Below are 13806 nucleotides of genomic sequence, written 5' to 3'. Positions count from 1 at the left end.
GCGGATCACGCCGCCTGTGAAGATCCGCCCGCCGCCCCTGTGCGCTTGATCGAATGCCGCCAGAAGCGCAGCATCAAAAACACCCCGGCAAAGCTGAGACCAAGCACCAGACCGGACCAGACACCAACGCCGCCCCAGCCAAAATAGAACCCAAAGAGATATGAGGCTGGAACCCCCACGGCCCAATAGCTAAGCGCGGCAATCACCATCGGCCAATTGGTATCCTGCACCCCACGCAACACGCCCAGCGCAATGACCTGCATCCCATCCGTAAGCTGAAACAGTGCTGCCATCGCCAAAAGACTGGCACCAACCAGCAGGATCTCCGGCTTGTTAGGCTCATCCGGGGACAGGAACAACGAGATCAGCTGATCAGGGAACAGCAGGAAGGCCGCACTGCCTATCAGTGCCATCAGGAGTGACATGGCGATCACCACCCGCGCGCCCAGCGCCATATGCGCGCGATCGCCCCGACCATAGGCATTGCCCGCCCGGATCGTGGCTGCATTGCTGAGCCCCAGATGCACCATGAATGTCAGCCCCGTCAGCGTCATCGCCACGCCATGTGCAGCCAGCGGAATGGTCCCCAGCCAACCCATCATCATGGCCGAGGCCGCAAACAGGCTGACCTCGCTTAGATTGGTCAGACCTATCGGCATGCCGAGCTTGAACACCTTGGCGAACATCTCCCAGTCAGGGCGGTTGAAATTCTTCAGAATCTCATGTTCAGGCAGCACCCAAAGCGCATAGGACCCAACTGCGATCAATGAGACCGTCTGGGTCGCGATCGAGGCAATGGCCGCACCGGCGATCCCCATTTCGGGCGCACCCCAATTGCCAAAAATCAGCGCATAATTGACGAACCCGTTCACCACAGCGGCCAAAATGGTAATCCACAGAACGATCTGCGTGCGTTCCAATGCCGCCAGATAGGATTTCAACACCATCACCAGCAGCGCTGGAAACAACCCCCAGCCTGCCAGTTGCAGATAGGCTGACGCGGGCCCCGCCACCTCCGGCTTTTGGCCCAGCGCCAGCAGGATCTGTTCGGAAAACAGCAAAACCGGCATTGCCGCCACACAATAAAGCAGTGACAGCCACAGCCCCATGCGGGTGGCGCGGCGAATCTGGCGATCTTCACCGGCGCCGGCAGCGGCGGCTACCAGTGGCATCACCGCAATGGCAAAACCTGCGCCCAGCAGAAAAAACACAAAGAAATAGGATCCCGCAAGGGTTACGGCTGCAAGGGCCGCAGCCCCATACCAGCCCAGCATGACGGAATCAGTCATCCCAATGGAAAACTGTGCCACATGCCCCCCGACCAAAGGAAAGCCAAGCGCCGACACCGCGCGGATATGGCCGCCGGTGGTCATCTTTGGAGTTGAAGCGGGAGTCGAAATTACATCTGCCATGACGAAGTCTTAGCAGGTACTGCGCCCCCGGCAAGCACCGAGAGCGCATCTCACGATTCACAAGAACCCTAGGGCTTCATGATCCGACAGCAACAAGATTGCCGAACTATTCCGCCCTGTTTTCGGGTTCTCGACTTAGCGCGCCCTGGTATCCGGATGCAGCGCTTTGCCAAGAATGTGATCCGACCGATGGATCACATGATGCGCCTGCCCAACAATCAAAGGATCAGGCGCCTGGGCGATCTCTGGATCTTTGCCGGGGTAGTCGATGCTATTCAAGAAGTGGCGCATACAGTTCAGACGCGCGCGTTTTTTGCAGTTGGATTTGATCACAGTCCAAGGGGCGTCGGCAGTATCCGTGTAAAAGAACATTGCTTCCTTGGCTTCGGTGTAGTCATCCCACTTGCCCAGCGAGGCCTTATCGATCGGGGACAGTTTCCACTGTTTCAATGGATCGGTTTCGCGGGACTGGAACCGGCGCAGCTGCTCTTGCTGGGTTACCGAGAACCAGTATTTGTAAAGCCGGATACCTGAGCGCGACAGCATGCGTTCCAGATCAGGCGTCTGACGCATGAATTCCAGATATTCATCAGGTTCACAAAACCCCATGACCCTTTCTACACCGGCACGATTGTACCAGGAGCGGTCATAGAGAACGATTTCACCATCTGTAGGCAGATGGTTGATGTAGCGTTGGAAATACCACTGGCCACGCTCTTCGTCGGTGGGCTTGTTCAGCGCCACCACACGGGCGGAACGTGGGTTCAGGTGTTCGGTAAACCGCTTGATGGTGCCACCTTTCCCGGCCGCGTCGCGCCCCTCGAAGAGCATGACAAATTTCTGCCCCGTCTCCTGCGCCCAAAGCTGAACTTTCAGCAACTCGGCCTGAAGACGGGCCTTTTCGGCCTCATAACTGCGGCGCGACATCTTGCGCTTATAGGGGTAGCGACCGCTCTCGAAGGCTTTGTGAATTTCCTCAGGCGAGGGACCAGAAATCTGCGCTGACACCGCTTGATTTGCAGGCGCTGCTTCTGTGGCAATAGCTGAATTCTGTTTGGTTGAATTTACGGAGGCGTTTCCAGTGGTTTCCGGCATTATTGTTCCCTTTTAACTATACATACAAAGCCTACGCGCGTTCGCGACACTCTGCGCTGACCTGTGTCAAAAAACCGTTACATTGAATGTGTTTTTTATCGCTCGCTTGGCATGACGTGACGCTGTGCTTGATCCCACGCGGGTGCTACCGCAGCCTTGTTCAAACGATCGAAAGGCGCACAGATCATGACCGGTAAAACGGAACACCGCGGGATGGGGCAAAGCGGGCCAGAAAAGCTCGGGATCGAACAGCACGGGATCGAACAGCTTGACGGGCAGTCGTTTTTCATTCGCCGCTGGGGTGATCCTGCCCTGCCCCGTCTGTTGATGCTGCACGGGTTTCCGGAATATGGCGGCGCCTGGGAAGAATTGGCTACCCAGCTCCGCCATCGGTTTCATTGCATTGCCCCCGACCAGCGCGGCTATGGCCAAAGCTGGGCACCTGATGGCATCAGCGCTTATGCCACTTCTGCCCTGGTCGAAGACATGGCAGCCCTTATCCGACAGCAGGAGGGGCCTGTGACCGTGCTCGGCCATGACTGGGGATCCGCCGTAGCCTATGGGCTGGCGATGTCTCATCCTGATCTGGTGTCCCGACTGATCATCGCCAATGGCGTTCATCCTGTGCCATTTCAACGCGCCTTGGCAAAGGGAGAGGCACAGACCGTCGCCTCGCAGTATATCCTGGATCTAAGACAGGCCGGATCTGAACAGGCTCTTGCAGCAGATGATTTCAAAGGGTTGATGGCGCTGTTTTCTGCCCATATGGACCTCTCCTGGCTAACTGGAGCCCGCCTGCAAGCCTACAAACGTGAATGGGCCCGATCCGGGCGATTGCAGGCCATGGTCAACTGGTATCGCGCCTCACCTTTGCAGGTGCCCCTGCCGGGCGCCGCCATCCCGATGCCTGATCTGCCGCTGGACCGTCTGAAGGTGCGTCAGCCCCATCTATTGCTTTGGGGCGATGGCGATACTGCGCTGCTGCCGGACACCACCGAAGGGCTCGAAGAATTTGCCGCTGATCTGACCCGCGTGACACTCCCAGGTGCTGACCACTGGCTGCATCACCAAAAGCCAGAGGCACTGGCCCGGGCGATCATGGACTGGCACCCCTGAGACTGGCATCACTGAAGACTGGCATCCCTTATCCTGCTTTTGCCTCCAAGGATCCTGCCCTGTTCCCAGCATTGTGCAGGGGGGGCAAGGCGGGCAAGATTGGTACGCCAGCCCGCCTGGCTCATCGGTCTGTCAGTTATGCCCCCAATCATCGGGGTTGTCTGAATTGTTCGGGCTCAGCCCAAGAACATCCCCTTTGGTCGAACAGCCCAGCCCAAGAACCGTCCGGTTGGCATAGGCAAAATAGGCGCAAACCTGATTGATTTCGAGGATCTGCCCGTCATCGTAGCCAGCTGCGCGCAGATCTTCGATATCGCCCTCCACCAGTGAAGCGGGGGCCTCGGTCAGTTTGCGCGCATAGACCATGGCGGCCCTTTGGGCGCTGTCCAATGGGGCCGCAGCAGGATCTTTTGCTTCGATCGCAGCGCGAATGGCGAGCCCGCGGTCGGTGTCTTGCAACAGACGCTGCAGCCCCGAGAAATGATGCTCAACGCAATACCCACAATCGTTTAGCGCGGACACCCATACGCCCAACACCTCGAGAAACCACTTGGGAATTGTATTTCCCGTATGATGCAACACGTTCTTGTAGATCGCCATGTGCCCCTCCATCGAGTGGGGGCGCAGGGAATGCACCATCATGATATTGTCGACGTTGTTGTCCGGTCCTGTCACCCGTGCATAGAGCTTTTTCAGCTTTCCGGTTGCCTCTTCGAATGGAACAGTCTTGATCCAGGCCATATCCGTCAGTCTCCCGTTTGGTCTGTTGTGATGCCTTGTTTGAGGAGACCCTAACGCGCTCTGCGCAAAGAACCACCCACCTGTAGAAAATTGCACAGCAGATCCCACAGAAGATCGCAGCACCTCTCACCTTGAGGGTTCTGGGTGACAAGGTTATCCACAGCCCCTAGCGTGGCTCTTTCACAAGGCCACAACACCTGCCATAATGCTGTCCAAACCAAAACCAACAAAGAGCAGCTCCCGCCTATGGCCAACGACCTTCTCAGCACGCCCGACGCCGAAACATACGACGCCTCTTCGATCGAAGTGCTCGAAGGGCTGGAGCCAGTCCGCCAGCGACCCGGCATGTATATCGGCGGCACCGATGAGCGCGCGCTGCATCATATGGTGGCGGAAATCCTCGACAACTCGATGGACGAAGCGGTTGCAGGCCATGCCAACCGCATTGAGGTGACGCTGAACGCGGATTATTCCGTCACCGTCACGGACAACGGGCGCGGCATTCCAATTGACCCGCATCCGAAGTTTCCAGACAAATCCGCACTCGAAGTCATTCTGTGCACCCTGCACGCGGGCGGCAAATTCTCTGGCAAGGCCTATCAGACTTCGGGTGGTTTGCACGGGGTTGGCTCTTCGGTAGTGAACGCGCTCTCCGATAGCCTCGTGGTGCAGGTTGCTAAAAACAAAGAACTGTTCGAACAGCGATTTTCCCGTGGCATCCCACTGGGGCCTGTTGAAAAAGTCGGCGCCGCCCCGAACAAGCGCGGCACCTTTGTGACCTTCCACGCGGATGAGCAGATCTTTGGCTCGCACCGGTTCAAGCCCAAGCGGCTGTTCACTCTGGTGCGCTCCAAGGCCTATCTGTTTTCGGGCGTCGAAATCCGCTGGAAAAGCGCCATCGACGACGGCGAAACCCCCTGCGAGGCAACATTCCACTTCCCGGGCGGCCTCAAGGACTACCTGACCGAGGTTCTCGGCAAGGCTTCGGTCTATGCCGAGGCACCCTTTGCAGGCAAAGTAGAGTTCCGCGAGAAATTCGGCGAGCCCGGCTATGTCGAATGGGCGATCAACTGGACACCGTCGCGCGATGGTTTCACCCAAAGCTACTGTAACACCGTGCCCACCCCCGAAGGCGGCACCCATGTCGCGGGCTTCTGGGCGGCCATCCTAAAAGGCATCAAGGCCTACGGGGAGCTGGTCGGCAACAAGAAAGCCGGCAGCATCACCCGCGACGATCTGATGGCGGGCGGCTGTGCATTGGTCTCCTGCTTCATCGCGGATCCTGCCTTTGTCGGCCAGACCAAGGATCGTCTGTCGAGCGAAAGCGCCTCCAAGATGGTGGAAAATTCCGTTCGCGACCATTTTGACAACTGGCTTGCTGCCGACACCAAATCAGCCGGCGCCATCCTCGACTTCCTTGTTCTGCGCGCCGAAGAACGCCTGCGCCGCAAACAGGAAAAAGAGACCCAGCGCAAGACCGCCACCAAAAAGCTGCGCCTGCCCGGCAAACTCACCGATTGCACCTCCAAGGACCGCTCCGGCACCGAGCTGTTTATCGTCGAGGGCGACAGCGCGGGCGGCTCCGGCAAGGGCGCGCGCAACCGAGTCAATCAGGCACTGCTGCCTCTCAAGGGTAAGATCCTCAACGTGCTGGGGGCGGCGTCAAATAAGCTTGGCTCCAACGCCGAAATCAGCGATCTGTGCGAAGCGCTGGGTGTTGGCATGGGCACCAAATTCAACCTCGACGATCTGCGCTATGACAAAATCATCATCATGACCGATGCGGATGTCGACGGGGCGCATATCGCCTCGCTCTTGATGACCTTCTTCTTTACCCAGATGCGCCCGCTGATCGACGGTGGTCATCTCTATCTCGCCTGTCCGCCCCTGTTCCGCCTGACGCAAGGCGCGCGCCGCGTCTATTGCCTGGACGAGACAGAGCGCGACGCCTGGATGGAAAAAGGGCTAGGCGGCAAGGGCAAGATTGATGTCAGCCGCTTTAAGGGTCTGGGCGAGATGGATGCCAAGGATCTGAAAGAGACCACCATGGACCCCAATACTCGGAAATTGATCCGGGTGACGATTGACGAGGATGAGCCCGGCGAAACCGGTGATCTGGTAGAGCGTCTGATGGGGAAAAAGCCCGAGCTTCGCTACCAGTATATTCAGGAGAACGCCAAGTTCGTTGAGGAGCTGGATGTGTAGAGACGAACTAAATTGAGGTCGGATTGAAAATTATTGATTTTATTATCAAAAAACACCCCGTTTGGACTACGTTTGGATATATAGGCCTGCTGACCGGAGTGTTTTATAAACACTCCTCGGCTGGACAGTCTCTTTCCTTAAATGAGCTTGGAGATTTCCTAGCAGGTGCTTTTGCACCTCTTGCATTTTACTGGCTGGTTCTAGGCTTTTTCCAGCAGAGCAAAGAGCTGAAGAACAGCGTTGATGCCCTTAACCTTCAAGCAAAAGAGTTAAGGAACTCAGTAAAAGCGCAACAAAAGCAAGCAGAAAACGCCGAAAGAAGCCTTTCACATCAACTTGAGACCGAACAATCTAGAAGAGTTGAGACTGCCCTAAAGAACACACCGAGATTTACTGTTCTGGATTTTGTTGAAAATAAAGATGATTCAGGTGCTGAATACCTTACAATCTCTCTCGTAAACTCATCTGCGACAGCTCACTATGTTACAGTTTCCTCATTCTCAAAAATGTACCCCGTACTTCGATCGGGGTTAGGAAAACGTGATCCTGGACACCCAATTGACAGGATTGAAAATGATACAGAAATTCAAATTGATGTATTTCGCCCTCACGCCGGCGGGCCATTGATCATTAATGGGAAAACCATAAACGGCATTGAATTTGAACAACAGTTCTCCATTTACAGCTCTACGGACGGTGTCTTTAAACCGGAAGAAATTTCTTTCACATACTAATCGACGAAAGCTCCAATCAAGGAGTGAACATTGCAAGCCAGATAACCAAAGGCTCACGCCTGACCTTGGGGAGGCGTGAAGCGCCTTCCCGGGGGGAAGGTCAGGCGCGGGCCTGGCGGCCCAGGCGAATACCAGCAACTATCAACTTCCAAAGCTACGGACACCTGCGAAGGGCTCCGCCCGCTTGAACCTCAAACAGTGCCCCGCACTGTTTGTCGCTATGCGAACCGGTTCCAACTCCACGGGGGAGTTGAGACCGTCGAGGAAACTGTCTGGGGGACAGGTTTAGGTCGAAACGGGCGGAGCCCAAGGCGCGGGCCGTGCGACCCAAGGGAACAGCCTGCAACTGTTGCCTTTCAGAGCATTAGACCGAAGCGAAGAGCTTCATCTATTTCCCAGACCCAAGCCGTGCAACCCCACACAGTCTCGTGATCCCTGTTGCCCGGCCCCTGCCCTCTTTCTAATCTGATCCAAACCCAAGACGGAATGCTGCATGACCTTCATCGCTGACAACCAGCTCTTGCTGATCCTGATGTTCTTTGTTGCGGGCCTGATCGGCACAGCTTTCCTTTTTCGCAAACCCGCAGGCCATCACGCCTGGAAACTGGCGGATCTGGTCTGGGTCATTCTGGGCGGCTTTGGCGCGCTGGTGGCCGTGGTCGCCGGGATCTACAAATCCGACAGCAGCCATCTGGAGCGCCAGATCGATGTCGCCTATGCCGCCACCGCCGCCTTTGACCGGGACGCGGCCCGCTTTCGCCTGCGGTTTTGCGACCCCGCTTATGATGGCGACATCGCCGTTCTTTGTGAAAAGATCGAATTTTTGTCAGCCTCCACCGCTGGCAATGCAGAACTGCCCCTGTTCATCGCCGTCACAGATGAGGTCGCCCCTTTGCAGGGGATCACCTTCCTGCTGGGCGCACGTTCCGAGATGCAAGAGATGCAGGACATGGCCGCCAAGGCCGAAGCCTTTAATCCCGATGCTTTTCTGATCTTTTCCGCCCTGGATGAAACCACACAAGATGCGGTCGACACCCTCCGCCGCAAGGTGCCGACCATCGCTGGGGATTTCCTGATCCTGGCCCGCGCCTATGACGAACTGATCGCGCAAATCCAGCGCCTGAAAGAAGAGTGGGACTACCTGCAGGACAACGCCTATATCCTGATGCTACAGCTCTTTGCGCTTTGTATGGTTGCCTTTGCAGCGCCTTTTCGTCTGGGGAAATCCGTAGTGGAACTCCTGCCAGCGCGCCGCTAGGCTTTGGCAAACAGATCAATCAAAAGGCCAGTCATGACGTCAACACAGCAGATGACACTCTCCGACGCGCAAAGCTTACTGGATGAAAACTTCGCACAATGGGTTCGCGCGCTGGATCTGACCGTTACAGAATTTGCCCCCACAGGTGTCGTGCTGCGCATGCCGCTGGCGCCGCACCTGGCGCGCGTAGGTGGCATTGTTTCAGGTCAGGCGCTGGCCGCATTGGCCGATACCGCTATGGTGCTGGCGGCCGTCGCCCATGCCGGAGAGATGCGGATGTTTGCAACCACCGACCTGCACACGCAGTTTCTGCGCCCCGGTGTTGGCACCGCCATCTTGTGCCGCGCCGAAGTTGTGCGCGCTGGCAAGGCACTTGTCTTTGCCAAGGCGGAAATGCGTGAAGAGGAAAGTGCCAAACTAATCTCCACCGCCACGGCAACTTTTTACGCGCCTTAACCGGGAGGCCCCCATGCGCAGTTTTGACGAAATCTATGAGATTTCCGCGCACCGCCATGGCGGTGAGGAAGCGCTGGAACAATCCTTACCGAAACCGGATCCCTATCTCGCCACCCTGCCCGAAGATCGCTGGCTGTCGATCATGACAAAATGCGTCTTTCAGGCCGGGTTCAGCTGGAAGGTGATAGAGGCGAAATGGCCCGGATTTGAAGCCGCCTTTGATGCGTTTGATCTGGCGCGCAATGCATTCATGGATGACGAAAAGCTGGACGCGCTGCTGCGTAACACGGATATCGTGCGCAATGGGGCTAAGATCCAGACTGTGCGCGACAATGCCGTATTTCTGATGGAGCTGCGACAGGATGGCGGCGCAGGTGAGGTGTTTGGCAACTGGCGAAACGATGATTTCGTCGGCTTGCTGGAGATGTTGAAAAACGCGGCAGCCGCTTGGGCGGCAACACGGGCCAGATGGTGATGCGTTTTGCCGGACGAGATGGCTTTGTGCTGTCAAAGGACGTGACCGCAAGACTGATCGCCGAAGGCGTGATCGACAAGCCTGCCAGCTCAAAGACAGCGCTGAGGTCAGTTCAGCAAGCCTTTGACAGCTGGCAACAGCAATCCGAACGCTCCCTGATGGAAATCAGTCGTGTTCTTGCCCTGAGTTGCGGGTAATTGATCGGTGTTTCCGGCAGGCAGGCCCAGTCACTGCTACCGCTGCAAATCGATCCACGTTAGGCTTTGTCCATGTTGATCCTGCGTCTTTGTCTGATCCTCTGCCTGCTGGCATCCTGTGGCCGCCCTTTGAGCGAGGGCGAGCGCAGCTTCCTGTCTGATATTCATGGCGAAAGCCTCGATATGGAGCGGGTGCATCTGGTCCGGGGCGCACCCGTGGCCGCAGTAACTTTTCGCCGAAAACCACGCCCCCGTGTGACCTGCCGCGAAAGCATCCTGCCGCCCGTGACCAAGGATGAAATAGTCACCTCCTCCCCTGCGGCGGTGACGATTTTCAACCGGGTTTTCTTTGTCAAAGACTGGTACACGGAAAACTACATGCCTGCCTATCCGGAACGGCTCTACCTGGTTGAGGCGATGCTGCTGGCGCATGAGGTTACCCATGTCTGGCAATGGCAGAACCGCCGCCAGACCGGGTATCATCCACTGCGGGCGGCGGCCGAACATAGCGCCAACCCGGATCCCTATCTGTTTGAACTGGACAGCAGCCCTGATTTTCTCAGCTATGGCTATGAACAACAGGGCGCCATTGTCGAAGAATACGTCTGCTGTCGCGCGCTGGCGCCGCAGGCCTCGCGCAGCAAGCGATTGCATAAGATGTTGAAAGCCGTGATGCCAGTCTCTGACCTGCCTAAGACGCGGCAAAGCGACGTCTATCTGCCTTGGAAAAAGGCCGAACTTTCAGGTATTTGCAACTAGACCGGCCAACCAACCCCACCCGTGCTGAAGAGCGCGATCAGCTCTGGATGCTTTCGAGATAGGTCAACAGGGCCGCAAGCGGTCGTGGCGTTGGCGTAAAGACACCATCCACCTCAACCGGGATCAGATCCCCCTCCAAGAGGGCACCGAATTCGGGCATCTGTTCGGCACTGACGCGCCCCCGACCATAACCGTCAATCTGCGACAGAACCTTCGTGCGGGGGAATGCCCCTTTGTGGCGTTGGGCAATCTTGCGCAGGTCCGGTGCAGATGTGGCAACTTCACGTGCTGCCAGATCCGCGTCAGTGCCATGGCAAGCCGCACAGTTCTGGTTGAACAGGGCAGCACCTTCGGCGGCTTCCGGCATGTCCATGTCTTGGATCGCACAGGCCCCAACTGTCAGGGAAAGCCCCACAAGCCCCACCAGAATACGAGAAGATTTCATGGTAATTCCTTATTCTAGCTTAGCAGTCATCGCAGAATATTTAGCACAGAACCCGCCAAGGTTTTCTACCATCAGAGTTTCACAGCACCTGGCCCGGAACCTTGCGCTGTGTCAAGCGCAGCCGCGTTCCTACCTCTTTGCCTACATCTACGGTTTTGAATTGCAAGAAAGAACAACCAGCTTAATGCCGACATATTTCCGTGCCGCAGGGTCTTGGATCCTGACGGCTCCTTTGCCCCTTGCACCCGCTCCACCTTCGAGGTCATGATCGCCCAAAGCCATCACGGCACGTCAATGATCAACCGGAGAAGTCGATGCTTCACTACGCTCTTATCATGCTGGCCGCGGGGCTTGGTATTCCCGTTTTGGCGGCGCTGAATGCCGCTTTGGGCCAGTTCATCGGCTCTCCGGCGGCGGCAGGTGTGGTGCTGTTTGCTGTCGCGCTGGTGGCAGCCGTGGTCTTTAGCCTGATCAAAGGACCGCAGGCCCTGTTGCATGTCGAAGCCGCGCCAAAACACCTCTTGCTCGCCGGGCTTCTAGTGGCCTTTTACGTTTTGTCGATCACCCATGTCGCACCGCATTTCGGCGTTGGAAATGCCGTGTTCTTTGTGCTGTTGGGCCAATTGGTCAGTGCCGCCGCCATCGACCACTTTGGCCTCTTTGGTGCGCAGGTCAGCCCCCTGACCCTGATGCGCTCGGCCGGAATTTCAGTCATGGCACTTGGGGTCTGGATCACCCAGCTCGCCTGACACCGCCTCTGCGGGTCACACGGCGGTCGACCTTTACAAAGGTCGACCAAGCTGGTCTCGAAGTGGCCGACCTTTTAAAGGTCGACCAGCACACCATTTTCCAGCTTCACCCGGCGATCCATCCGGGCTGCCAGATCAGGATTATGGGTGGCGACAAGCGCTGATAGGCCTGTGCCCGCCACCAGATCCATAAGTGCCGCAAAAACCTGATCAGAGGTGCCAGGGTCGAGGTTCCCTGTCGGTTCATCCGCCAGCAGAACCCGCGGCGCATTGGCCAGTGCGCGGCAAAAGGCGACGCGCTGCTGCTCGCCGCCAGACAGGGCCGCCGGGCGATGCTTTGCCCGATCGGTCAATCCCACCAGCGCCAACAGCTCCTGCGCGCGGGACATAGCTGCGCTCTCACTGATGCCATTGGCCAGCTGCGGCAGCACGATGTTTTCCAGCGCGGTGAATTCAGGCAGCAAGTGATGGAACTGATAGACAAATCCGATGTCCTGACGCCGCAACGTTGTGCGCGTCCGGTCACCTTTGCCGCTGATCTCTTGTCCGCCCACCTGCACTGTACCACCATCTGGTGTGTCCAACAGACCCGCAATATGCAGCAAGGTGGATTTCCCCGCCCCAGAGGGCGCCACAAGGGCCACCATCTCTGCGGGCTTCAGCGCCAGATCAACACCGCGCAACACATCGACCTGGGCAGAAGTGCCGTGGTTATAGGATTTGGTGACCCCCTTCAGCTCCAGAACAGCGTCATTCATAGCGCAATGCCTCCACCGGATTGAGCCGGGCAGCCCGCCGGGCCGGGAAAATTGTAACCACAAAGGACAGCCCCAACGACAGCCCCACTGCGGACAGCACATCCGGCAGGTTCAATTCAGCCGGCAATGCATAGATACCGCGGATCGAGGGGTCCCAGACCCCGCCGCCCATCAAAAAGTTCACAAATGAGAAGATCGGGTCGATATAGCTGGCAAAGAGACAGCCCAGAATGACGCCGAACAATGTGCCCAGCACGCCCGTGAATGCGCCACAAATAAAGAACACCCGCATCACCGACCCTTCGCTAAGGCCAATAGTGCGCAGGATGCCGATATCGCGCCCCTTGTTCTTGACCAACATGATCAGCCCCGAGACGATATTCATCGTCGCAATCAGCACCAGGATCGACAGGATAATGAACATGACATTGTCCTCGACCTCGAGCGCGCGTAAAAAGCCGCCAGAGGCGTCGCGCCAGGTCCAGACGCCCACCGCATCATCCGCTGCGCGCAGCAAAGGCAGCACCATCAGGTCCACCGCTTCGGGCTCTTTGATCATCACTTCGATCTCATCCGCAAAGCCTTCGCGATTAAAAAAGCTCTGCGCCTCGGCAAAAGGCATATAGAGCCGGGTCCGGTCGATATCGTAGCGCCCGGCGGTAAAGATATAGACCACCTCATAGGCCTTGATGCGCGGGCTGGTGCCAAAGGCCGTCTTGACCCCATTGGGCGATATCAGCTTGATCCGATCGCCGACGCTGACGCTCAGCTCGCGCGCCACACCGGATCCGATGGCGACGCCCTCGTTAAACCGGCTCAGATCGCCCATGGCACCGTCACTATTGGCCACGCCGGGAATGGTTTCGATACCCGCCTTGGCGATACCAAAAACCTCGACCCCGGCATTGCGCTGGCGCGCGTTCGCCATCACCTGCCCCTTGATCAGAGGCGCTGCCCGCACGACACCGGGCACCTCAGACACCCTGGCCGCGAGAGCGTCGAAGTTCTCAAGCTTGCGTTCGAACTGCCCGGAATCGTTCAGTTTTCCATGTGAATAGAGCGTCACATGAGCATTGGCGCCAAGAATGGTTCCAACAAATTCAGACCGAAACCCAGAGCGCACAGCAAGTGTCGCGATCAGTGCAAAAACAGCAAGCGTGATGCCGATGAGGCTGATCCAAGTCATCACCGAAACGCCACCCTCGGCACGGCGCGCGCGCAGGTAGCGCCAGGCAATCATCCATTCAAATCGCGCAAACGGCGGAGGTGTCTTGGCCATGCTGGCTCCTGCTCGGAATTTTGCGCCAAACTGGAGTTTCAAGCGTATCAGGTCAAGGTCAGGTTTCGCCCCCAGCGGGTTTTCACTGACCTCAGCCGCACCATTTCCAAGGGAAAGGCGTAGGGAG

General features: G+C 57.3%; 13 protein-coding genes and 1 pseudogene. 8 read left to right on the top strand and 6 right to left on the bottom strand.

Going from position 1 to position 13806, the window contains the following annotated elements; translation table 11 throughout:
• Positions 1–5: 5 nt before the first annotated feature.
• Positions 6–1412, bottom strand: a complete 1407-nt coding sequence (locus PH5382_RS05895; RefSeq protein WP_058333434.1) for an MATE family efflux transporter — start codon at positions 1410–1412, stop codon at positions 6–8.
• Between the two features lie 135 nt (positions 1413–1547).
• A complete protein-coding gene (gene ppk2 / locus PH5382_RS05890) occupies positions 1548–2507 on the bottom strand; it encodes a polyphosphate kinase 2 (protein ID WP_058333433.1) in 960 nt (319 codons plus the stop codon).
• Between the two features lie 213 nt (positions 2508–2720).
• On the opposite strand from ppk2, the gene PH5382_RS05885 reads away from it, so the two are divergent.
• Entirely contained in the window at positions 2721–3623 is a 903-nt protein-coding gene (locus PH5382_RS05885; RefSeq protein ID WP_058333634.1) for an alpha/beta fold hydrolase, read from the top strand.
• Between the two features lie 132 nt (positions 3624–3755).
• Here the strand turns inward: PH5382_RS05885 and PH5382_RS05880 are convergent, their stop codons facing one another.
• Positions 3756–4364 (bottom strand): carboxymuconolactone decarboxylase family protein, encoded by a 609-nt coding sequence (locus PH5382_RS05880; RefSeq protein WP_058333432.1) that lies wholly within the window; start codon positions 4362–4364, stop codon positions 3756–3758.
• 246 nt (positions 4365–4610) lie between these two features.
• On the opposite strand from PH5382_RS05880, the gene parE reads away from it, so the two are divergent.
• The 6 genes and pseudogenes from parE to PH5382_RS05850 all read left to right on the top strand — a co-directional run bounded on the left by parE (position 4611) and on the right by PH5382_RS05850 (position 10448).
• A complete protein-coding gene (gene parE / locus PH5382_RS05875; RefSeq protein WP_058333431.1) occupies positions 4611–6569 on the top strand; it encodes a DNA topoisomerase IV subunit B in 1959 nt (652 codons plus the stop codon).
• A gap of 23 nt (positions 6570–6592) precedes the next feature.
• On the top strand, positions 6593–7303 hold the full coding sequence (locus PH5382_RS05870; RefSeq protein WP_058333430.1) for a hypothetical protein: 711 nt from the start codon (positions 6593–6595) through the stop codon (positions 7301–7303).
• A gap of 493 nt (positions 7304–7796) precedes the next feature.
• Positions 7797–8561: a hypothetical protein gene (locus PH5382_RS05865; RefSeq protein ID WP_058333429.1), complete on the top strand. Its 765-nt coding sequence runs from the start codon at positions 7797–7799 to the stop codon at positions 8559–8561.
• Between the two features lie 33 nt (positions 8562–8594).
• On the top strand, positions 8595–9017 hold the full coding sequence (locus tag PH5382_RS05860) for a PaaI family thioesterase (RefSeq protein ID WP_082645573.1): 423 nt from the start codon (positions 8595–8597) through the stop codon (positions 9015–9017).
• Between the two features lie 13 nt (positions 9018–9030).
• Positions 9031–9689, top strand: a pseudogene (locus tag PH5382_RS05855) (DNA-3-methyladenine glycosylase I).
• A 75-nt stretch (positions 9690–9764) separates the two neighbouring features.
• Complete coding sequence (locus PH5382_RS05850; RefSeq protein ID WP_058333632.1) at positions 9765–10448, top strand: hypothetical protein; 684 nt, start codon at positions 9765–9767, stop codon at positions 10446–10448.
• A gap of 37 nt (positions 10449–10485) precedes the next feature.
• Here PH5382_RS05850 and PH5382_RS05845 read toward each other — a convergent pair whose 3' ends face one another.
• Positions 10486–10893 (bottom strand): c-type cytochrome, encoded by a 408-nt coding sequence (locus PH5382_RS05845; RefSeq protein ID WP_058333428.1) that lies wholly within the window; start codon positions 10891–10893, stop codon positions 10486–10488.
• Between the two features lie 314 nt (positions 10894–11207).
• Between PH5382_RS05845 and PH5382_RS05840 the strand changes: the two genes are divergently transcribed.
• Positions 11208–11642 carry a DMT family transporter gene (locus tag PH5382_RS05840; RefSeq protein ID WP_058333427.1) on the top strand — a complete coding sequence of 145 codons (435 nt, stop codon included), beginning with the start codon at positions 11208–11210 and terminating at the stop codon, positions 11640–11642.
• Positions 11643–11716: 74 nt separating this feature from the next.
• Here the strand turns inward: PH5382_RS05840 and PH5382_RS05835 are convergent, their stop codons facing one another.
• Together PH5382_RS05835 and PH5382_RS05830 are read right to left on the bottom strand one after the other, a co-directional pair.
• Positions 11717–12400: an ABC transporter ATP-binding protein gene (locus tag PH5382_RS05835; RefSeq protein ID WP_058333426.1), complete on the bottom strand. Its 684-nt coding sequence runs from the start codon at positions 12398–12400 to the stop codon at positions 11717–11719.
• Complete coding sequence (locus PH5382_RS05830) at positions 12393–13679, bottom strand: lipoprotein-releasing ABC transporter permease subunit (protein WP_058333425.1); 1287 nt, start codon at positions 13677–13679, stop codon at positions 12393–12395. The genes PH5382_RS05835 and PH5382_RS05830 overlap by 8 nt, the downstream gene beginning before the upstream one ends.
• Positions 13680–13806: the final 127 nt, after the last annotated feature.

Origin of the sequence: Phaeobacter sp. CECT 5382 (assembly GCF_001457775.1) — a bacterium.
Lineage (GTDB): Bacteria > Pseudomonadota > Alphaproteobacteria > Rhodobacterales > Rhodobacteraceae > Pseudophaeobacter.
This window is presented reverse-complemented; position numbering and strand designations above follow the sequence as displayed.

Coding starts and splice junctions, on each gene's coding strand:
- PH5382_RS05895 (WP_058333434.1), bottom strand. CDS start 1,412: ATGGCAGATGTAATTTCGACTCCCGCTTCAACTCCAAAGATGACCACC.
- ppk2 (WP_058333433.1), bottom strand. CDS start 2,507: ATGCCGGAAACCACTGGAAACGCCTCCGTAAATTCAACCAAACAGAAT.
- PH5382_RS05885 (WP_058333634.1), top strand. CDS start 2,721: ATGGGGCAAAGCGGGCCAGAAAAGCTCGGGATCGAACAGCACGGGATC.
- PH5382_RS05880 (WP_058333432.1), bottom strand. CDS start 4,364: ATGGCCTGGATCAAGACTGTTCCATTCGAAGAGGCAACCGGAAAGCTG.
- parE (WP_058333431.1), top strand. CDS start 4,611: ATGGCCAACGACCTTCTCAGCACGCCCGACGCCGAAACATACGACGCC.
- PH5382_RS05865 (WP_058333429.1), top strand. CDS start 7,797: ATGACCTTCATCGCTGACAACCAGCTCTTGCTGATCCTGATGTTCTTT.
- PH5382_RS05860 (WP_082645573.1), top strand. CDS start 8,595: ATGACGTCAACACAGCAGATGACACTCTCCGACGCGCAAAGCTTACTG.
- PH5382_RS05845 (WP_058333428.1), bottom strand. CDS start 10,893: ATGAAATCTTCTCGTATTCTGGTGGGGCTTGTGGGGCTTTCCCTGACA.
- PH5382_RS05840 (WP_058333427.1), top strand. CDS start 11,208: ATGCTTCACTACGCTCTTATCATGCTGGCCGCGGGGCTTGGTATTCCC.
- PH5382_RS05835 (WP_058333426.1), bottom strand. CDS start 12,400: ATGAATGACGCTGTTCTGGAGCTGAAGGGGGTCACCAAATCCTATAAC.
- PH5382_RS05830 (WP_058333425.1), bottom strand. CDS start 13,679: ATGGCCAAGACACCTCCGCCGTTTGCGCGATTTGAATGGATGATTGCC.